General features: G+C 36.2%; 17 protein-coding genes. 7 read left to right on the forward strand and 10 right to left on the reverse strand.

All coding sequences use genetic code 11. From position 1 onward, the window contains the following. Positions 1 to 2: 2 nt before the first annotated feature. Together I5M07_RS08000 and I5M07_RS08005 are read right to left on the reverse strand one after the other, a co-directional pair. Positions 3 to 785, reverse strand: coding sequence for an alpha/beta fold hydrolase (locus tag I5M07_RS08000; RefSeq protein ID WP_200105693.1), 783 nt, complete (start codon positions 783 to 785; stop codon positions 3 to 5). 86 nt (positions 786 to 871) lie between these two features. Further along, positions 872 to 1675, reverse strand: coding sequence for a TIGR00266 family protein (locus I5M07_RS08005; protein WP_200105694.1), 804 nt, complete (start codon positions 1673 to 1675; stop codon positions 872 to 874). A gap of 212 nt (positions 1676 to 1887) precedes the next feature. Here I5M07_RS08005 and I5M07_RS08010 point away from each other — a divergent pair, with 212 nt between their 5' ends. Together I5M07_RS08010 and I5M07_RS08015 are read left to right on the forward strand one after the other, a co-directional pair. After that, entirely contained in the window at positions 1888 to 2244 is a 357-nt protein-coding gene (locus I5M07_RS08010) for a hypothetical protein (protein ID WP_200105695.1), read from the forward strand. A gap of 93 nt (positions 2245 to 2337) precedes the next feature. Continuing rightward, entirely contained in the window at positions 2338 to 2856 is a 519-nt protein-coding gene (locus tag I5M07_RS08015; protein WP_200105696.1) for a ferritin, read from the forward strand. A gap of 67 nt (positions 2857 to 2923) precedes the next feature. Here the strand turns inward: I5M07_RS08015 and I5M07_RS08020 are convergent, their stop codons facing one another. Continuing rightward, positions 2924 to 4216 carry an aminopeptidase P family protein gene (locus I5M07_RS08020; protein WP_200105697.1) on the reverse strand — a complete coding sequence of 431 codons (1293 nt, stop codon included), beginning with the start codon at positions 4214 to 4216 and terminating at the stop codon, positions 2924 to 2926. Positions 4217 to 4358: 142 nt separating this feature from the next. Then, entirely contained in the window at positions 4359 to 5720 is a 1362-nt protein-coding gene (locus tag I5M07_RS08025) for a hydroxymethylglutaryl-CoA synthase family protein (protein WP_200105698.1), read from the reverse strand. Between the two features lie 347 nt (positions 5721 to 6067). On the opposite strand from I5M07_RS08025, the gene I5M07_RS08030 reads away from it, so the two are divergent. The 3 genes from I5M07_RS08030 to I5M07_RS08040 all read left to right on the forward strand — a co-directional run bounded on the left by I5M07_RS08030 (position 6068) and on the right by I5M07_RS08040 (position 9743). After that, a complete protein-coding gene (locus I5M07_RS08030) occupies positions 6068 to 6901 on the forward strand; it encodes a succinate dehydrogenase cytochrome b subunit (protein ID WP_200105699.1) in 834 nt (277 codons plus the stop codon). Between the two features lie 3 nt (positions 6902 to 6904). Beyond that, the gene (locus I5M07_RS08035) at positions 6905 to 8905 is read left to right on the forward strand and encodes a fumarate reductase/succinate dehydrogenase flavoprotein subunit (RefSeq protein ID WP_200105700.1); all 2001 of its coding nucleotides are present in this window, start codon (positions 6905 to 6907) and stop codon (positions 8903 to 8905) included. A 91-nt stretch (positions 8906 to 8996) separates the two neighbouring features. Beyond that, positions 8997 to 9743: a succinate dehydrogenase/fumarate reductase iron-sulfur subunit gene (locus I5M07_RS08040; RefSeq protein ID WP_200105701.1), complete on the forward strand. Its 747-nt coding sequence runs from the start codon at positions 8997 to 8999 to the stop codon at positions 9741 to 9743. 52 nt (positions 9744 to 9795) lie between these two features. Here the strand turns inward: I5M07_RS08040 and I5M07_RS08045 are convergent, their stop codons facing one another. After that, positions 9796 to 12078: a family 20 glycosylhydrolase gene (locus tag I5M07_RS08045; protein ID WP_200105702.1), complete on the reverse strand. Its 2283-nt coding sequence runs from the start codon at positions 12076 to 12078 to the stop codon at positions 9796 to 9798. A gap of 89 nt (positions 12079 to 12167) precedes the next feature. On the opposite strand from I5M07_RS08045, the gene I5M07_RS08050 reads away from it, so the two are divergent. Next, positions 12168 to 12941 carry a DeoR/GlpR family DNA-binding transcription regulator gene (locus tag I5M07_RS08050; RefSeq protein WP_200105703.1) on the forward strand — a complete coding sequence of 258 codons (774 nt, stop codon included), beginning with the start codon at positions 12168 to 12170 and terminating at the stop codon, positions 12939 to 12941. Here I5M07_RS08050 and I5M07_RS08055 read toward each other — a convergent pair. Genes I5M07_RS08055 through I5M07_RS08070 form a run of 4 tightly spaced genes read right to left on the reverse strand, consistent with a single transcriptional unit; the run spans position 12938 to position 16926 of the window. Then, positions 12938 to 14008, reverse strand: coding sequence for a dipeptidase (locus I5M07_RS08055; protein WP_200105704.1), 1071 nt, complete (start codon positions 14006 to 14008; stop codon positions 12938 to 12940). The genes I5M07_RS08050 and I5M07_RS08055 overlap by 4 nt on opposite strands. Before the next feature lie 11 nt (positions 14009 to 14019). Further along, entirely contained in the window at positions 14020 to 15132 is a 1113-nt protein-coding gene (locus tag I5M07_RS08060) for a D-TA family PLP-dependent enzyme (protein ID WP_200105705.1), read from the reverse strand. Positions 15133 to 15135: 3 nt separating this feature from the next. Further along, the gene (locus I5M07_RS08065) at positions 15136 to 15603 is read right to left on the reverse strand and encodes a RidA family protein (RefSeq protein WP_200105706.1); all 468 of its coding nucleotides are present in this window, start codon (positions 15601 to 15603) and stop codon (positions 15136 to 15138) included. 3 nt (positions 15604 to 15606) lie between these two features. After that, positions 15607 to 16926: a GntP family permease gene (locus I5M07_RS08070; RefSeq protein WP_200105707.1), complete on the reverse strand. Its 1320-nt coding sequence runs from the start codon at positions 16924 to 16926 to the stop codon at positions 15607 to 15609. Between the two features lie 166 nt (positions 16927 to 17092). On the opposite strand from I5M07_RS08070, the gene I5M07_RS08075 reads away from it, so the two are divergent. Then, positions 17093 to 17860 carry an amidohydrolase gene (locus I5M07_RS08075; protein ID WP_200105708.1) on the forward strand — a complete coding sequence of 256 codons (768 nt, stop codon included), beginning with the start codon at positions 17093 to 17095 and terminating at the stop codon, positions 17858 to 17860. Here I5M07_RS08075 and I5M07_RS08080 read toward each other — a convergent pair. After that, on the reverse strand, positions 17857 to 19563 hold the full coding sequence (locus I5M07_RS08080; RefSeq protein ID WP_200105709.1) for an Ig-like domain-containing protein: 1707 nt from the start codon (positions 19561 to 19563) through the stop codon (positions 17857 to 17859). The two genes, I5M07_RS08075 and I5M07_RS08080, sit on opposite strands and share 4 nt — an antisense overlap. Between the last annotated feature and the right edge of the window lie 88 nt (positions 19564 to 19651).

Below are 19651 nucleotides of genomic sequence, written 5' to 3' on the forward strand. Positions count from 1 at the left end.
ATTTAAATTTCGGATAGAAATCCCTGTAAAATAGTAATCAATTCTTCTTGATTTTCAATGCTGCTCATGTGTCCATCGGGAAAAGAAACCAATTGTACGGAGGTGTCTTTAATTTGTTGAACGGTCTCGTCATAATTCAAAACGGGGTCTTTTTTGCCTAAAATCAATAACATTGGGAAAGTTGATTCTTGTAAAATAAATTCCCTGTTTTTACGAATTCGCATTCCTTCTAGCGAAGCAATTACACCTTGAAGAGGTGTTTGTAAGGCTTCTTTTTTTACCTTTTCAATTTCGGCGATCAAACGATTTCGATTGTCTTCGCTGAATAAATTGGAAACCGCCATGCTTACAAAAGCCGAAAGATTTTGTTGTACCGCTTTGATGGCTCTTAAACGATTTGTTTTTCTTTCCGCACTATCTTCTTTTGCGGTTGAATTCAGTAAAATAATACCTTTTGTTTTTTCTGGAAATAATTCCGCAAAAGCCAACACAACATAACCGCCCATCGAATGACCAAGAAGTGCCGCTTTTTCAATTTTTAAATCTTTTAAAACTTGATTGACTGCTCTAGCATTGTCTTCCATTTCGTGTACATAACCCAAACAATCCGACTCACCGTGACCCAATAAATCTATTGTGATTACTCGGTATTCTTCGGATAAAAAAGAAGTGTAATGGTTCCACATTTTTTTGTTTTCCAGAAAGCCGTGAAGTAAAACTATTGCAGTTCCTTTTCCAGTATCGGAATAACAAATCTGTGCTTTTTTAAAGGAAGTAGTTTTCAATGGGAATGAATTTAGCAATTTACAAAATTATCGTTTTTAATTGTGCTTAAAAAATAAAGCTCCTTTTAGTAGAAGCTTTTCATAAATTAAAACCGATTATCGCCATCTAACAAGTCCCCTAAACCACCAAGTAGACTTCCTTCACCTCTACTGTTTCCTCCTGTTTGAGGGGCAGAAGCAATAATTCTGTCGGCTAAACGGCTAAAGGGTAAAGATTGTACGTAAACCGTCCCTGGACCTTTTAAGGTAGCGTAAAATAAGCCTTCGCCACCAAAAACAGAATTCTTAATGCCACCAATAAATTCTATATCATAATCTACATCTTGGGTAAAACCAATAATGCAGCCAGTATCTACTTTTAAGATTTCTCCGTGGCCTAATACTTTTTTAGCCATTGTTCCTCCCGAATGTACAAATGCCATGCCGTCGCCTTCAATTTTTTGCATGATAAAACCTTCACCGCCAAATAAACCGCGACCTAATTTTCTCGAGAATTCTATCCCAACAGAAACCCCTTTGGCAGCGCATAAAAAAGCACTTTTTTGACAGATAAATTTACCCTGAAATTCGGTTAAATCAATAGGTAGAATTTTTCCAGGATAAGGAGATGCAAAAGAAACTTTGCTTTTAGTATAGCCTTGATTTAAAAATGCCGTCATAAATAAGCTTTCGCCAGTAAGAACTCTTTTCCCGGCATTTAAGATTTTACTAAACAAACCGCTTCCGTGTTGCTCTGAGCCATCACCAAAAATAGTTTGCATTTGGATATTGTTTTCCATCATCATGAAACTGCCCGCTTCGGCAATAACAATTTCCTGTGGATCCAATTCAATCTCCACGTATTGCATTTCTTCACCAAAAATCTGATAATCTATTTCGTGTGCTTTCATTTTTAGATACTTTATTCCATTGGTCTTTAAAGATGGATTAAAGTTACGGATTTTGATAAAATTCACAGGTTAAATAGGAGCATTATATTATCAGCAACATGTTATTGGGATTATTTTACGAATTAGAATAATTTTGTTATTTTAAATTAGTCTTAATTATATTGTATTTTATAATTTATTATTTAAATTTGCTACCGATTAATGTAAGTAGAATGAGCTCAATTAGTACTTTGAAAAGTAACGTTTTGTTTGAAACCGATAAAGGATACAGCTATCAATGCGATGTAACCCACAGAATAGTACTTCATATTTTTGGAACACAATCACAATACAAGGTTCAGGATTTTTTATTATTTCAGCGAAAAGTAAACAGTGTTGACGTTCTTAACATGTTATATGACCTTTCTGATAAATCCGATTTACAATTAATCGAAACTACACAACGTAATTTTTCCAGAAACTTAACTATTTGTGAAATTGTGCAACTTCGCGAATTATTAAACGGAACTAAATTTACCTTACAACTACACTCTTTACTCTGTTCGGTTTTAAAACCAGATTTAGTTTAAAAAAGCCCTTTACTTAGATTAAATACAAATTTTCTCCTATTTTGACCACTTTGGTTTGTTTTTTGTAATTTTACATTACAAAACAGGATGGTTATGAAAGATTTATTAAGAGTTAATTCTTCTTTAAAAGAAGGAATTGAAAAAATATTAAACCTGCAAGCTAAAATTGAAAGTGATGCTTCCAATAAATATTTAGCGATGGCAGCTTGGTTAGATCGCAATGGATTTGAAAATACTGCGGATTACATGTACAAGCAAGCCGAAGAAGAAAGAGAGCATTTCTTAAAAGTATTTAAATATATTACGGATATGGGTGGTATTGCGATTACCCCATCAATTCCAGAAGTACAACAAGAATTTGCTTCTTTTAAAGAAATTTTTGAGATTGCTTTAGAAAATGAAATTGCTGTTACAGAGGCTGTAAATAAAGTAATTGCAAAATGTAGAGCAGAAAACGATTATGCTACAGAAGAATTCATGATGTGGTATGTTGTAGAGCAAAGAGAAGAAGAGAAAAATGCACGCAGAGCATTAGAATTATTCGACTTAATTAACGAAAATGAAGCAACAGGTAAATTTGAATTAGATGTTCAAATTTCAAAAATAAGCTAGTAGTATCGCTTTAGTTTTAAATGAGAAAAAGTCCCTTATTGTCAATTAATAAGGGACTTTTTGTGTTTTAGGAATTCATCAAAGTTTCGATTTCGTCTACTTCAACCGGAATGTTTCGCATTAAATTAAAAGGAGCTCCCTTTTCTTGAACCACTACATTATCCTCTAAACGAATACCAAATTTCTCTGCGGGAATATAAATTCCAGGTTCAACTGTAAAAACCATATTGGGTTTCATAGGTTCATGAAGCAAACCATAATCGTGTGTGTCTAATCCCATGTGGTGTGAAGTGCCGTGCATGAAATATTTTTTATAAGCGGGCCATTCTGGGTTTTCGTTTTGCACGTCGGCTTTGTCCAATAAACCTAAACCAAGTAATTCCGAAGTCATAATTTTGCCGACTTCAATGTGGTATTGTTTCCAAAGTGTTCCTGGAGTAAGCATTTTGGTTGCCTCATTTTTAACTCGCAAAACTGCATTGTAAACGGCTTTTTGTCTCTCGGAAAATTTTCCAGAAACTGGAATCGTTCGAGTCATATCGCTGGAATAATTGGCGTATTCGGCTGCTACATCCAATAATATCAAATCGCCAGTTTTACATTGTTGGTTGTTTTCGATATAATGCAAAACATTCGCATTATTTCCAGAAGCAATAATGGGCGTGTAAGCAAAACCTTTAGAGCGGTTGCGGATGAATTCGTGAGCTAATTCGGCCTCAATTTCGTATTCGGTTACATTGGGTTTTACGAATGATAGCAATCGGCGGAAACCTTTTTCGGTAATATCGCAAGCTTGCTGAATCAAATCGATTTCTTCGCTTTCTTTTATCGAGCGTAATTGTTGTAAAATAGGATTACTTTTAGCTACTTGATGTGCCGGGTAAGTCGCTTTCCACCATTTGATGAAACGGTCTTCGCGTGTTTCCGTTTCTACCGAAGCGCGGTAATGTTCATTCGTATTGATGTAAATGGTCTCGGCATAACTCATCAATTCTTTTAAAACTTTATGAAAATCTTGTAGCCAATAAACGGTTCTAACTCCCGAAACCTGAAATGCACGTTCTTTCGTTAGCTTTTCGCCTTCCCAAATAGCAATATGTTCGCTAGTTTCTTTTAAAAACAAGATCTCCTTTTGGTTTTCGTAGGGAGCGTCTGGAAATAATAACAAGATACTCTCTTCCTGATCGACACCACTCAGATAAAAAATATCTCTATGCTGGGAAAAAGGCAACGTACTGTCGGCACTAATGGGGTAAATGTCATTCGAATTAAAAACCGCAATGGCATTGGGTTTCATTTTGGCAGTAAATTTTTGTCTGTTTTTTATAAATAACGAACTATTTATTTGGTGGTATTTCATATTTAATTAGGATTGAGTTTTTAAAGTAAAGTTCAAAATTAATAAAATATGCCATTGTGTAGGTTTGACAATTCTTAAAGTTTTCTAATAAAAAAGCCATTTCGAGTTTAGAAATGGCCTTTTCTTGGTTTTAAAAATGTAATTAATCAATCCATTTATAATAACGCGCCCCAATCAAAACAGGGATTTCTTTCTCAATTCGGTCTAAAACCCATTCGTTTTTTGGAGTTCGAACACTTTGTTTTTGTTCTTTTTTGTGCAGACTTTTATAGGTCTCAAAATCTATGGTTACGCTTTCGGCTAAATTTTCAAAAAGGTTAATATTTTCAAAAGCTGATTTCCATTCCGGTTGAACCGTGCCTTCAAAAACTTTTGATTTTGATCCGCTTCCGTAAGCAAGGAATCCAAATTTTGTTCCTGCAACTTCTTTGTTCGTATCATAAAAATGAGCCAAAGTCGATAGCAATCCCATGAAAATGGAACCCGTATATAAATTTCCAATTAGAGAAGAAGCCAATTCAGCTGGTTGTAATTTCTCGGCAACAAAACTTCTGTAATTATCCGATTTTGCCACTTCTTTGATTTTTACTTGATAATCGGCTGGAGCAATATCATCGCCAATGATTTTTTCGGCACTGTCTAAAGCGTAAATTTCGGATAACATGCGTCGCCCTTGGAAAGAATAAGGCAAATGCATCACGATACTATGCCAAGAGTTGTACAGAGTTTCGGTAGTATTTTTTAGTTTTTTGAATGAAAAGTAAGCATGGAGCGTGCGATCCATATAACATTGATTGGAATATTGGCCGTCAAACACGGGTTGGTCTTTATGGATTTCGATTTCGGCTTCTAAATTATCAAACCAAGCATCATTATTTGAGTTTCCTGTGATTTCTTCTTTAGAAACTGCTCGGTAGGGTTTAAAAAAATCGAAAACACCTTTCGTGCTGGTTGCCCAATGGTCATCAAAAGCAATGATTTTGGGATTTGCGGTAATTAGCATGGCAACTGCTCCTGCGCCCTGCGTATATTCTCCGCCTGAATTCAAATCATATTTGGCAAAATCCGTAGTTACGACGATTGCTTTTTTAGTTGGATTTAATTTGATATAATCGAGGCAATTTTGCATCGCATCAACACCACCAATGCAAGCAAAAGTGAAGTCAACTGCATCACATTCTTCTAAAATACCTTCACCAAATTTCTGCTCCATCAAACTAATTAAGTAAGAAGCTATCGGTTTAGAGCTGTCAACACCGCTTTCGGTACCCACATAAATTCGGCTGATTTCTGTTAAGTTAATTTTATTAGCTATGATGAGCTTGGTTAAAGCATTGGCGCCAAAAACAACCGTATCTTGGTGCACATCGGGAAAGGTCATTTTAAGCAAGCCAAGACCTTTTTCTAATTTTTCGGGTTCAATATTTCGGGCATTTGCCAACGTTTTTATGGGTAAATGTATGTTGGCAACATCAAATGCAATAGCATCAATTCCTGTTTTCATTCTCTTTTTTTTTGAAGCCGGTAAAGGTAAAATTATGTAGTGGATTTTAATTGATGCGGCAGTACTTTTTTTAGGGTTGTTTGGTTTGTAAAAAAAAAGCGTAAAAATGTTTTTTTTAACAAAGAAAGCGTCAATTGAAACAAGCTGTTAAATTGTTAAATAAAAAAAAAGGAACGTTAATTTTTAGATTTTATAAAATTATATCTAGATTTTGTTGAATTTATTACGTAAAAATACGTATACGTAGTTCTTTTTAAAATCATTATAAATAACAACGAAATGGTTGTAGTTGAAACTGAATTGCCTTATTTTTGTGCAATTATATAAAACAAATTATTCTAATTCTTATGGCAAAATCGGCACTTTTAAAGTCATCATTAGCTAAAAAATACTGGATGGCTCTAACGGGGTTATTTTTATGCTTGTTTTTGGCGGGTCACTTAGCTGGAAATTTACAATTAATTTTCAGTGATGCATTACATTTTAACCAATATGCATTGTTTATGACTACCAATCCGGCAGTAAAATTACTTTCTTATTTAACGTACATTTCAATCCTTTTTCATGCGATTGATGGAATTATGTTAACAGTTCAAAACAGAGCAGCTCGCCCTATTGGTTATGCAAAAAATAATGCAGCCGCAAATAGTGCTTGGGCTTCTAGAAACATGGCAGTGTTAGGAACCTTAATTTTGGTGTTTATTGTAACACACATGGTTAATTTTTGGGCAGTAATGCATTTTGACGAAAAAATGCCTTTGCAAACCATAAGTATTGACATGCAAGGTCAAAAACAAGATTTTTATTTGACTACTGATGGAGGTTATATTCCAGTAGGTCAAGTAAACGATAATGGTTTGGTAATCAAAAACAGAACCGAGTTTTTTGATGGTATGGCTAATATCAAAGTAAAAGAAGGATACAAAGATTTACACAAAATTACGGTTGCCTTTTTTCAAGATCCGCAAACGGGATTAATCGCTACTATATTATACGTGTTGGCAATGGCTGTTTTGTCATTTCACTTATTACACGGATTTGCAAGTGCATTTCAAACAATGGGAGTAAACAACCCTACATATTCTCCAATTATTAAAGGATTTGGTAAAGGATTTGCGATAATTGTTCCATTACTTTTCGCAATAATTCCTATTTATATTCATTTCTTTTTAAAAGCATAAATTATGAGTTTAGATTCTAAAATTCCACAAGGCCCAATAGCTGACAAGTGGACCGATTATAAAGACCATATCAACTTAGTAAATCCTGCTAACAAACGTAATTTAGATATTATCGTAGTTGGTACCGGATTAGCAGGTGGTTCTGCTGCAGCAACATTGGCTGAACTAGGTTATAATGTAAAAGCTTTTTGTTTTCAAGATTCTCCACGTCGTGCACACTCTATTGCAGCACAAGGGGGAATTAATGCGGCAAAAAACTACAAAGGAGATGGTGACTCTGTTTACCGTTTGTTTTATGATACTGTAAAAGGAGGAGATTACCGTGCTCGTGAAGCTAACGTGTACCGTTTGGCTGAAGTTTCGGCTAATATTATTGACCAATGTGTGGCGCAAGGAGTACCATTGGCTCGTGAATACGGCGGATTATTAGATAACCGTTCTTTTGGAGGAACTTTGGTTTCTCGTACTTTTTATGCACAAGGACAAACCGGACAACAATTGTTGTTAGGAGCTTATTCGGCAATGAACCGTCAGATTGGACGTGGAAAAATAAAAATGTACAACCGTCACGAAATGCTAGATTTAGTAATTGTGAATGGTAAAGCAAGAGGTATTATCGCTCGTAATTTGATTACAGGTGAAATCGAAAGACATTCTGCTCACGCAGTGGTAATTGGTTCAGGAGGTTACGGAAACGTGTTTTTCTTGTCTACCAATGCGATGGGTTCTAATGCTACTGCAGCTTGGAAAATCCACAAAAAAGGAGCGTTTTTTGCCAATCCTTGTTACACACAAATTCACCCAACCTGTATCCCAGTTTCTGGAGATCATCAGTCGAAATTGACGTTGATGTCGGAATCGTTACGTAATGACGGACGTATTTGGGTACCCGCTAAATTGGAAGATGCGCAAGCTATTCGTGAAGGAAAGAAAAAAGCTATTGACTTAGCCGAAGCGGATAGAGATTATTTCTTAGAAAGAAGATATCCTGCTTTTGGAAACTTAGTGCCTCGTGACGTTGCTTCGCGAGCAGCTAAAGAAAGATGTGATGCTGGTTTTGGCGTAAACAAAACAGGTGAAGCGGTTTATTTGGATTTTGCTGCAGCTATTCAACGTTACGGAAAAGAACAAGCGCACATTAAAGGATTAGATGAAAACGATAGTGCTTTGGTAACCAAATTAGGTACCGATGTAGTGAGAAGTAAATACGGAAACTTATTCCAAATGTACTACAAAATCGTTGATGAGGATCCGTATACTACACCTATGATGATTTATCCTGCAGTGCATTATACAATGGGTGGTACTTGGGTTGATTATAATTTGATGACAACTATTCCAGGATGTTTTTCTATCGGAGAATCAAACTTCTCAGATCACGGAGCCAACCGTTTAGGAGCTTCTGCTTTGATGCAAGGTTTGGCTGACGGATATTTTGTATTACCATATACTATCGGAGATTACTTAGCTCCAGATATTAAAATGGGACCAATACCTACAAATACACCTGAATTTGATGAGGCCGAAAACAATGTTCGCTCGCTTATTGATAAATTCATGAACAACAACGGAAATCATTCTGTTGACCACTTCCACAAAAAATTAGGTAAAATTATGTGGAATAAAGTAGGGATGGCTCGTAATGAAAAAGGATTAACCGAAGCAATGGAAGAAATTGCTGCTTTACGTGAAGAGTTTTATAGAGATGTAAAAGTACCTGGAACTGATAAAGGCTTCAACCAAGAATTAGAAAAAGCAATTCGTGTTGCCGATTTCTTAGAATTGGGTGAGTTGTTCGCTAAAGATGCGTTACACCGTAACGAATCATGTGGAGGACACTTCCGCGAAGAATACCAAACAGAAGAGGGAGAAGCACTGCGTGATGACGAAAACTTTGCCTACGTAGCTGCTTGGGAGTATAAAGGAAAACCGAGCGATGCTGTTTTACACAAAGAGCCTCTTAATTACGAAAACATTAAATTAGTTCAAAGAAGCTATAAATAAGACTTAGTCGAAAGTCGAAAGTTAAAAGTCTTAAAAGTTTAAGAATTTGACTTTATGACTTTGGGCTTTAAGACTTTTAAACTTATAAAAGATGAAACTTACATTAAAAATATGGCGTCAAAAAAACGCCCAAGATAAAGGAGCAATCGTTGATTACCCAATCGACGGAATTGAACCAGACATGTCTTTTCTTGAAATGCTTGATGTGCTTAATGAGCAATTAATCAATAAAGGAGAGGAGCCAGTAGCTTTTGACCACGACTGTCGTGAAGGTATTTGCGGAATGTGTTCTTTATACATTAATGGTGAAGCGCACGGACCAGACAGAGGGGTGACTACTTGCCAGTTGCACATGCGTATGTTTAAAGATGGGGATACGATTTTTATCGAGCCGTTTAGAGCAAAAGCATTCCCAGTAATTAAAGATTTAGTGGTAGACAGAAGCTCTTTCGATCGTATTCAACATGCAGGAGGATTTATTTCGGTAAACACTTCTGGAAATACAATTGATGCGAATACCATTCCGGTAAACAAAGCAGATGCTGATAAATCATTTGATGCCGCTACTTGTATTGGTTGCGGAGCTTGTGTGGCTACTTGTAAAAACTCTTCGGCCATGTTGTTTGTTTCGGCAAAAGTTTCGCAATATGCGTTATTGCCACAAGGACAAGTTGAAGCGGCTGACCGTGTGATGAACATGGTACACCAAATGGATTTAGAAGGTTTTGGTAACTGTACTAATACAGGAGCTTGCGAAATCGAATGTCCAAAAGGAATTTCGCTTGAAAATATTGCACGTATGAACCGGGAATATCTTTCGGCAAGTTTAAAAGGATAGTAGTTTTTCAATATTATACCGAAGCGCATTCATTTAGTTGGATGCGCTTTTTTTATTCATAAAACAATTGATTTTCTTCAATTTCTTTTTTTTCTTTTCCTTCTGCTTGTATAAAACATTTTAAGGTGGTTCCTCCACTTAAATCAAAATAGTTAACCTTGATTTTATGAAATCCTTTGGCTAGGCGAACGGCTCCAAAAGCTTCATGCATCCAATGTATACCGTCATTATCGACAATTAATTCGTCATCTATAAACATAGTGGAACCATCATCCGACAGGGTTGAAAAGGTGTAATTTACTGTTTCGGGTATATAGATATAACCAGTAAATTGCAAACCAATATAACGCTCTAATTTCGTTTTCCATTTTTCAGCATTAATCGGCCCTTTATGAACACCATTTGTTGCGGGTTTTTCCAGCTCTAAATCCAAAGTTTGTGCAATGGTTTTTACTTTGTAATAAGCAAATGAAAGTCCGTTTTGAGTAGCCTTTATAGGTAAGGCCGGTTTTTTTTCTGGATTACGCACTGTTATGGATGTTACTTCACTTTTTTTTCCGCTGCTGCTTATTTGAATAATTTTGATAGAACGGTATTCTTTTTTGGGTATTGTAATGCGTATCGGTTTTTTATATAAAACGGCGGTTTCATCAGGAATATAACCGTCAAAGGTATAATAAATTTGGCCATCGTTAATGGTGGGTTTCAAATTTAAGGTATATTGAGAAGCAATAAGAGCATAGTTTTCAGCTCCAAGTGGCGATGGGACTTTGTAATTGCGATGTTGTTGTTCTGCTTTTTCTAAATGATGCGCAACTCGATATTGCTTAAAATTGGTGCTGTTTTTATTTTCTATATTAGTCCATGCAATTTCGCTTAATGCCAATAACCGAGGGTATAACATATAGTTTAATTTCGATGGATTTGTAACATATTCAGACCATAAGTTCCCTTGTACGCCTTTAATATACTGCAATTGTTTAGGTGTCAATGAGGGTGTTGGAGTTGGATTATAATTGTAAATTTCATCTAAAGTAGTTAAACGCCCTACAGTTAAAGGTTCTTGGGGCGAAAAACCCTGATTGTGATCTAAATATAGGACATCTTCCGGTGTCATGATAACTTCGTGTTTTTGTTTGGCTGCAGTAATTCCTCCCTCTTCGCCTCGCCAAGACATTACCACGGCATTAGGCGCTAAACCTCCTTCTAAAATTTCATCCCAACCTATAATGTTTCGTCCTTTTTGGTTTAAAAAAAGTTCTATTCGTTTGATGAAATAACTTTGCAATTCATGTTCGTTTTTTAATCCCAAATTTGCCATTCGATTTTGGCATTTAGGACATTTTTCCCATCTTGATTTAGGGCATTCGTCTCCTCCAATATGAATGTATTTGCTTGGGAATAATTCGGTAACCTCTGTTAAAACATCTTCTAAAAAAGAAAATGTTTCCTCATTTCCGACACAAAAAACATCTTCAAAAACACCCCAGGATTCAATCACTTTTAATTCGTTTGAGGGGAAACAAGCTAAATGAGGATAAGCGGCTAAAGCAGCAGTAGCGTGACCTGGCATTTCAATTTCAGGAATAATTGTAATGTATCGTTCTTGAGCATAACGAACAATTTCTTTAATTTCTTCTTGCGAATAATAACCACCGTAGGACTGACCATCAAAAAAGCGCGGAAATCGTTCAAATTTATTGCCTACTAATGTTTGCGCTCGTTTTGACCCAATTGCAGTTAATTTGGGGTGTTTTTTTATTTCAATACGCCATCCTTGGTCGTCGGTCAAATGCCAATGAAAGTTGTTCAATTTGTAAAAAGCCATTTGATTGAGGTAATCTTTTATAACATCGGTAGCAAAAAAATGGCGGCACACATCCAAATGCAAACCGCGATAAGCATAGCGAGGCGTATCCTGAATTTCGAGAGTGGGTAAATAAATCGTTTCGTTTTTTATGGGTTTATTGGGAAGTAATTGCAATAAACTTTGAACGGCATAAAAAAGACCTACTTCTTGCCCTTTAATACTTATTTTATGAGTTGTTATTTGAATACTATAGGATTCTATCGTTTTTAATTTTTCAATTTGAAAATCGACTTCTACTTCTGAATTGGAATCATCAAAATTGGAATTGATGGCGTTTTGAAATAAGGCAATACTTTTTTGTTCTTGTTCGCTGCATTTTTTTGGGAGTTTAATTTGAATTTTGCCGCTTATCGCAAGACTATCTCCCAATTCAGTATATTGATTGGGTTGCGGTATTATTTTTTTATTTTGAGAATGGAGACAAACACACAAAATGAAAAGGAAAAAGGAATAGAATGATTTCATAAAAAAGTATTTTTAAGCAGGTTTGCAAATTTTTTGCAAAATCTATTTTTAAGTTGCAATTATGGTTATTTTTGATGAAAATTTTAAAAATGAATTCCAATACAACGGTCAATTTTTCAAAAGAAGCGCGCAAAAATCACATCCTTCGTGAAATAAATTTGCATACTCGTGTTAGTTTTGATACGCTGGCGGCTCAATTGTTGGTTTCGGAAGACACTATTCGTCGCGATATTAACGAACTAGAATACGAATCACTTTTAATCAAAGTAAAAGGCGGAGCGATGACGAAAGCCTACCATCACACCTCTGCCGTTGCACCTTATGCAGATGATGCCAAAAAAACAATTGCACAAAAAGCCATTCAATTGGTAACCGACGGCATGATTTTATTATTAGGTGGCGGAACGACAATTCGCGAATTCATCCGTTTAATTCCAAACGAATTACAATTAACTGTTTTTACAGTTACTCCTTTATCTGCCGTTGAACTTTTAGATAAACCAAATGTAAAAGTCATCATGATCGGTGGCACCGTTTCCAGATACAGTCAAATGTGTGTAAGTGGCGATGTCTACCACCAACTGGCGACAATCAAAGCCGATTTATTGCTTTTAGGCACCAACGCTTTAGATATAGACGGCGGTTTTTCGGACTCGGATTGGGAAACGGTTCAGCTTAAAAAAGCCATGATACAAGCGTCTGATAAAACAGCTATTTTATCCATTTCTGAAAAATTAGACACTACTTTAAAAATGAAAATCGCCAACTTGTCCGAAGTTGATTATGTGATAACAGAAGTATCTCCTTCAAATTCTAAAATTACAAAATACAAAGAGCGAGTTCCAGAAACGAATTTTCTTTAATGCCAATTTTTCATTAAAAAGTCAATCCAATTTTGATGGAAAATGTGTTGTAAATCCCTTTCGCTATAGCCATTACTTTTAAAAATAGTTACCAATTTTTGTAAGTCGGCAATAGTATCCAAATCGTGCGGGCATTGTTCGGTGCCAAAAGCGCCATCCAGATCAGAGCCAATTCCGATATGACGGGCGTTTCCAGCCAACTGGCAAATATGATCTAGGTGTTCAAATACGGTTTGTAAATTGCAATTCATTGCTTCGGGTTTTGAAATGCCGCGTTCCCAATTAGGAACTAACATCCAGGCATCTAATGCACCACCAATTACAGCACCACGTTCAATTAATGCTTTTAGTTGTTCGTCGCTAAACTGTCGGTTGTGATTCACTAAACTTCTGCAATTGTTATGGCTCGCCCAAAGGGCACCATTAAAATGGTCTAAAGCTTGCCAAAAAGCATCGTCACAGAGATGAGTGGCATCTAAAATGATATTTAAACGTTCCATTTCGGAAAGCAAATCGAGTCCGGCTTGCCCCATTTTGCCCGAAGAATCGGTTCCGTTGGCGTAACGACCAGGGCCGTAATGAGCTGGTCCAATTGCGCGAAGCCCGTATTGATAGGCTCTTTCAACATAATCTATCGTAACCAAGGAATCGGCACCTTCTAAACTTAAAATATAACCAATAGGTTTTTGATCATTAAGGTCATCATTGTTCCACAATGCGATATGTTGTTGTAGGGTGTGTTTGTTAGTGATTTGAAAAAGTTCCCCCGCTTCTTCCATGCATTTGTACCATTGTAACTGACCTTGAGTTTGTGCCCAAGCTTGTTCTGGTGAATTCCAACCCGGAATGCTAATATTGGGTTTTACGTATCGCGCAATTTGGGTGGCTACTACAATTCCGACATTTCCTTTTCGAAGCTCTGGAAACGAAACCGTGGCGCGTTCTCTGTCTGGCTTATCAGTCAAGCCTTTTTCGAGTTCCCGCAGTGTTTTTACAGGATTTCGCAAATCGCGATTCCACTCTAGCGCATTCATGCTTAAATCGAGATGGGCATCAAAAATAAACATATTCCAATTTTTTAGATACTAATTTTTTTATTTCTTGCTAAAACGTTCCACTGGGTGTAGCGTTTGTTTTCTGAATTAATTATTTGAAGCGTTTCGTACAAATTTACCGTGGGGCAAATGTGATAGGGTAAACCATAAACCAAATCACCAATTTCCCATGTAGCTGTTCCTTTGTTGGCTACTACTAAATGTTCTTCAGAATGGCCAATGGGAATCAAATCTGGTGCATTCAAAAATCGGATTCGTTGTTCAATTGGGTTTTCGGAGGCAATCGATTTATATCCAATATCAACACAAAATGTAGTGGATGTTGGCTGCGAAATAAGGGTGCCTACCACCAATGCTGCAGGTGAAAATTTTTGTTCCGGCAAATGCAAACTATAATTATCATCCCAAAACACAAAAGTACCGGGACTGCATTCTACTTCGGTTTGCTTGGCATAAAACGGAAAGGTATTCGAACCGCCGGCCACTATTTTGAAACTGCGATCAACTTCAGATTCCAGTTTGCGTATCTTTTTTTGAATACGTGAAAACGATTCTGAAACCTCTTTCAGGCGAGTAGTAATTTCGCTTTTTAAATGACCGTCGTAAATATGAAATCCTTCTAAATGTAAGTTGGGCTTATTTAGTATTTCTTTTGCTACTGCTATATAATCATCTTCAATAGCAATACCCGTTCTATTCATTCCGGTATTCAAGTCGAGGTACACTTTTATAGTAATATTAAACTCAGCTGCTGAAACTTGTATTAAATCGACTGTTTTTAGATTATCAACAAAGCACGAAAATGCAAGGTCGCTGTATTTTAAAATCAATTGAATAAAACGATTCAGTTTTTGACCAACAGGTTGGTAAGCCATCAAGATGTCTTTTACACCGTACATTCCGGCCAATTCCGCTTCAGCTATAGTTGCGCATTTTATTTTTTCAATGCCTTTTACTTTAAATAGAGCTAGTATTTCGCCTGTTTTATGTGTTTTTATATGAGGACGGAATCGTTGTAATTCGCCTTGCATCATGGCAATGGCCAATTGCATGTTTTGCGCCATGCGTTCTTCATACACGGCTAAAAAAGGCGTGTCTACTTCCTTTTCATTTGTTATTTGCCACCAATTGTTCATGTTTTACTGTAATTCAAATAATGCTTCTACCTCTACCGGAATATTATCTGGCAATGAGCCCATTCCTACTGCACTGCGAACGCCTATTCCGTTTTCTTCTCCCCAAATTTTCGCAAACAATTCACTACAACCATTAATTACATACGGATGTTTTAAAAAATCAGCCGTGCAATTTACCATTCCTAATACTTTAATTACTCTTTTAACTTGGTCTAAACTACCAATGTGCGTAACTATCGTAGACAACATGGTGAGTCCTACTTGTTGCGCCGCTAATTTACCTGCTTCTATGTCGAGTTCTTCTCCAATTCGACCAATAATGAGTGATTTATCATTTTGTACAGGACCATGTCCCGAAAGGTACAAGTATTTTCCATCGATTAAAAATGGTTTATAAATACCTAATGGTTGTGGCGCGGGAGGCAAGGAAAGCTGTAAGGCTTCAAAGTTTTTTTGAGCTGAAAAATTCATCTTTTAGTGTATAATTGCGTTTAAAATAAATAGAAATACAATACCGAGTGCCGATACCAAAGATTCCATAACGGTCCATGATTTAAAAGTATCTTTTAAACTGATATTAAAATATTCTTTGAACATCCAAAATCCAGGATCGTTTACATGAGAACACATCAAGCTACCTGCTCCTATGGCCAAAACAAGTAAATTGGGGTCTATGCTATTGAACTGTAGTAACGGAAGTAAAACACTGGCGGTCATTAAACCAGCCGCGGTGGCCGAACCCACACAAATACGTATTATGGCAGCCATTGCCCAAGCTAAAAAATAAGGATGGATGTTGGTTTTTTGTAGCGCAGCCACAATGTTTTGATCGACACCACTGGCAATCATTATTTCTTTTAAACAACCTGCACCTCCTAAAATAAATATAATTAAAGCTACATCTTTTATTGCATCGGCATATTCAGCCATAATTTCTTGTAGCGGTTTCCTACGTCTGATTCCTAATGTATAGGTGCAGAGTAGCAACGAAATTAACATGATTATAGTGGGTTGTGCTAGCGTTTGGCAAATTGTGATTATATTTTTATTTTCTGTGATGAAGGGAATTATAGCCATTATTGTTAAGGCAAAAACAGGAAATAAAGAGGAAAACAGACTCACCGCAAAGCCAGGTATATTTTCATGGTTTTTTTTGCTTTCTATATCAAATTCAGATGGCGTAGTTACGCTTGTGATGTTTTTTAAAAAATTTGAAAAATACAAGCCGGCAATACAAATAGTCGGGATGGCAATAATAAAGCCATAAATTAGCACCAAACCCAAGTCTGCTTGTAGCATTTTGGTTAAAGTCATAGGAGAAGGATGTGGTGGCAAAAAGCCATGGGCAACCGAAAGCGAAGCCAACATCGGAATTCCTACATAGACTTTAGGAAGTTGAAATTGATTGGCAACCGAAAAAATTAATGGAACTAAGAGGACAAATCCTACGCTGTAAAATAGTGGAATTCCGACCAGAAAGCCCGTAATCATCATCCCCAATCGCAAGTATTTTTCTCCTGTATATTGCATTACGGTTTGCGCAATACTTGTAGCTGCACCCGATGTCACCGTAATTTTTCCGATACAACTCCCAAATACGATAATTAAGGTTATCGCCCCCAACATTTCACCCAATCCTTTTTCTACTAACGGGGCTATGGTATTTAGGGGTAAACCGAAAAGAATTCCTGCTACAATCGAAGTGAAAACAAAAGCTAAAAAGGGGTTGATTTTAAACCATGAAATTTGTACAATTAAAAAAAGAATGCCAAGTGTTAAAAGTAATAAATTCATGTTTTATCTATAGTGGTTATGTAAGGTTGGGATGTTTAGCACATTTCAAATATAGTGTTTTTTTTAATAGTTGCATTTTTTTTGCAAAAAATTGCATAAATTTTGCATATAACATGTTTTTAACAGAACCATTTTAAATGTATCTTTAAGTTAAATAATTGATGTTATGAAAGTCGCTTTATTGCAATCCTCACTTATTTGGGAAAATCCAACTGCTAATCGGAATCTCTTTGAACAGAAAATCAAGACGTTAATCTCGGAAGTGAATCTGGTGGTTTTGCCCGAAATGTTTACCACAGGTTTTACAATGAATGCCAAAAAGATGGCCGAAAAAATGAATGGTGAAACGGTTTTGTGGATGCAAAAAATAGCAGTACAAAAAAAAATAGCCATTACGGGAAGCCTCATTATCGAAGAAAACGATAACTTCTACAATCGTTTGCTGTTTGTTTTTCCAAATGGCGAATGGCAGTATTACGACAAACGACATTTGTTTACGTTAGCCCACGAAAATGAGCATTATACCAAGGGAAATTCACGTTTGCTGGTTTCCTACTTGGGTTTTAAAATTTGTCCTTTAATATGTTACGATTTACGTTTTCCAGTTTTTTCTCGCAACAACGAAGATTTTGATGTATTGCTGTATGTGGCCAATTGGCCTACCGTACGAATAAAAGCTTGGGATGTTTTGTTGCAAGCACGCGCCATAGAAAATGTTTGTTATGCCGTTGGCGTAAACCGGGTGGGTTTGGATGGTCACGGTTACGAACATACAGGACATTCACAAGTGCACGATTGCCTCGGAGAGCCAGTTTTAGTTCCACAAGAAGCAGAGGGTGTTTTTATAGTTGACTTGGATAAAAAAGTGTTGGAGGATACCCGAAAAAATAAGGCCTTTTTGAAAGACCAAGATGATTTTTCGTTGCGACTTTAAAAGATACTACTGTTTCGCTTGCGTTTTTTCTCCTTTTCTTTTTCGTTCTCTTTTTTCTTTTTAGGCTTAATGACCGGTTCTGGCGTGTACGGAATACTCATGTCAAAATCCTGTTGAACATCCCAATTGGCCCGAACATCAATTTCTTTCGAAAAATGCAGGACTTCTTCTGAATAGCGTTTTTCAAGAAAATTACCGGCATCGTATTGGCCGTTTTTATTGTCGTCGTAAATCGCGCGCAAACTAAGCATTTCGGGATTTAAAAGATTGAATTCAATTTTAGTTTCGCCTTCTGTATAGGCGCTCGCAACCACCACATCTCCTTTTTTATTGGTTAACTCAATGAGAATTGGAAAACGTTTGGCATTTTTTAAATCGAGTCGTAAATTGCCGTATTCTTCAATTTCTTTGGTGCTGAGTTGATAGCTTAAAGTGTCGTTGCTTTGCTCATAAAAATCGGTTAAAGCGCCGGGCAAAAAGGTGATTTGGTATTTCTCTGATGGTTTTTTTTCAAAATCCAAATACATTTTTTGAAGAAAAACATCATAATCAGTAGTGTACGGAACCGCTACCGAATCTTTATTAATAAGGTGAATTAAATTGGCATCAAAAGTGGTTAAAGGCGTAGCGCTTTCAAGTGTAAATCGTTCTCTAAAATGGATGGAACCGTTTTGTACCGCTCGAATATCCAACGAATCTTTTTTCTGATTTTTTATTTTAAACGAAAATTGCTTTTGGTATTGGTGGTGGTTTACTTCCATTTGCAACGAATCGGCTTTGATCGAAGGATACCAAATTTGCAACGAATCTTTGTTGGGGTATTGAGTGATAATGGTTTGTACAATACTATCGTTCTTTTTTAATACAATTTTAGGTAAATCGTCTTTAAAATTTTGTTTTCCATCGTAGCCCATCAAAAGCCGATTGCCTGAAGCTTGAGTAGGTTTGTAGGCTTTTAAAGGCAATTTTTCGGTAAACAATTCCAATTCGTAAAGGGTATCGGTCGGAATGGTAATGGGTTGTTTGATAAACCCGATTTTATCTTCTTTGGGGTTGAATTTATTATTGTTATTCGCATCCTTCAAAGCAATCAAAAGGTATTTTCCCGCTTTTAAATTTTCCAATTGAAAGGTTTCCAAACTATCTAAAGTATTGGTAATGTAACGCGGATTTTCTTTGTAAATAATCGAATCGGTATAATTTTCGTTGATTTCGTACAACATCACCGAAACAAAATGATCGACTTCTTTGCTATAAGAATCTTTAATACGACCAGCAAGTTTTAACGAATCAATATAATCACCCGTCGAAAAAACATATTTAAATTGGTTCAGAGCATTTCCTTCGTTGTTATCGGCTACACTTTGCCCAAAATTAAGACTATAAGTCGTGTTGGGTTGTAAAGTATCTAAAATTTTAATATCGATAAATTTACTAGCAAACGACGGACTGATGATGGGCTCGTTTTTCATAGGTGGCGAAATAACAAGCTGTTTGTTAATGTTTTTTAATTTGATATATTCATCAAAGTTCAATCTGATTTTTTTTTCAGAAAACTGCGTGCTGAAATTTTTAGGATAACTCGACTTTAAAACCGGCGCTAAAGTGTCTTTTAATCCGCCCGTGATAGAGCCTCTTTTGGCACAACTGTGTAGGGCAAATGCTAAAATGATAACTAGGATTTTGGCCGTCTTTTGCAACATATAGTTTAGGTCTAAAGTGATGCCACAAAATAACGATTATATTTACTGTAATCGAAATTTTTTAGCGAATTATTAAGTAAATCAAAAC

The organism is Flavobacterium agrisoli, from assembly GCF_016522065.1.
In the GTDB taxonomy this organism is placed as follows: Bacteria; Bacteroidota; Bacteroidia; order Flavobacteriales; family Flavobacteriaceae; genus Flavobacterium; species Flavobacterium agrisoli.

Excerpts from the sequence above, each read along its gene's own strand:
- I5M07_RS08005 (WP_200105694.1), bottom strand. The coding sequence starts at position 1,675 with ATGAAAGCACACGAAATAGATTATCAGATTTTTGGTGAAGAAATGCAA.
- I5M07_RS08010 (WP_200105695.1), top strand. The coding sequence starts at position 1,888 with ATGAGCTCAATTAGTACTTTGAAAAGTAACGTTTTGTTTGAAACCGAT.
- I5M07_RS08015 (WP_200105696.1), top strand. The coding sequence starts at position 2,338 with ATGAAAGATTTATTAAGAGTTAATTCTTCTTTAAAAGAAGGAATTGAA.
- I5M07_RS08020 (WP_200105697.1), bottom strand. The coding sequence starts at position 4,216 with ATGAAATACCACCAAATAAATAGTTCGTTATTTATAAAAAACAGACAA.
- I5M07_RS08025 (WP_200105698.1), bottom strand. The coding sequence starts at position 5,720 with ATGAAAACAGGAATTGATGCTATTGCATTTGATGTTGCCAACATACAT.
- I5M07_RS08030 (WP_200105699.1), top strand. The coding sequence starts at position 6,068 with ATGGCAAAATCGGCACTTTTAAAGTCATCATTAGCTAAAAAATACTGG.
- I5M07_RS08035 (WP_200105700.1), top strand. The coding sequence starts at position 6,905 with ATGAGTTTAGATTCTAAAATTCCACAAGGCCCAATAGCTGACAAGTGG.
- I5M07_RS08040 (WP_200105701.1), top strand. The coding sequence starts at position 8,997 with ATGAAACTTACATTAAAAATATGGCGTCAAAAAAACGCCCAAGATAAA.
- I5M07_RS08045 (WP_200105702.1), bottom strand. The coding sequence starts at position 12,078 with ATGAAATCATTCTATTCCTTTTTCCTTTTCATTTTGTGTGTTTGTCTC.
- I5M07_RS08050 (WP_200105703.1), top strand. The coding sequence starts at position 12,168 with ATGAATTCCAATACAACGGTCAATTTTTCAAAAGAAGCGCGCAAAAAT.
- I5M07_RS08055 (WP_200105704.1), bottom strand. The coding sequence starts at position 14,008 with ATGTTTATTTTTGATGCCCATCTCGATTTAAGCATGAATGCGCTAGAG.
- I5M07_RS08060 (WP_200105705.1), bottom strand. The coding sequence starts at position 15,132 with ATGAACAATTGGTGGCAAATAACAAATGAAAAGGAAGTAGACACGCCT.
- I5M07_RS08065 (WP_200105706.1), bottom strand. The coding sequence starts at position 15,603 with ATGAATTTTTCAGCTCAAAAAAACTTTGAAGCCTTACAGCTTTCCTTG.
- I5M07_RS08070 (WP_200105707.1), bottom strand. The coding sequence starts at position 16,926 with ATGAATTTATTACTTTTAACACTTGGCATTCTTTTTTTAATTGTACAA.
- I5M07_RS08075 (WP_200105708.1), top strand. The coding sequence starts at position 17,093 with ATGAAAGTCGCTTTATTGCAATCCTCACTTATTTGGGAAAATCCAACT.
- I5M07_RS08080 (WP_200105709.1), bottom strand. The coding sequence starts at position 19,563 with ATGTTGCAAAAGACGGCCAAAATCCTAGTTATCATTTTAGCATTTGCC.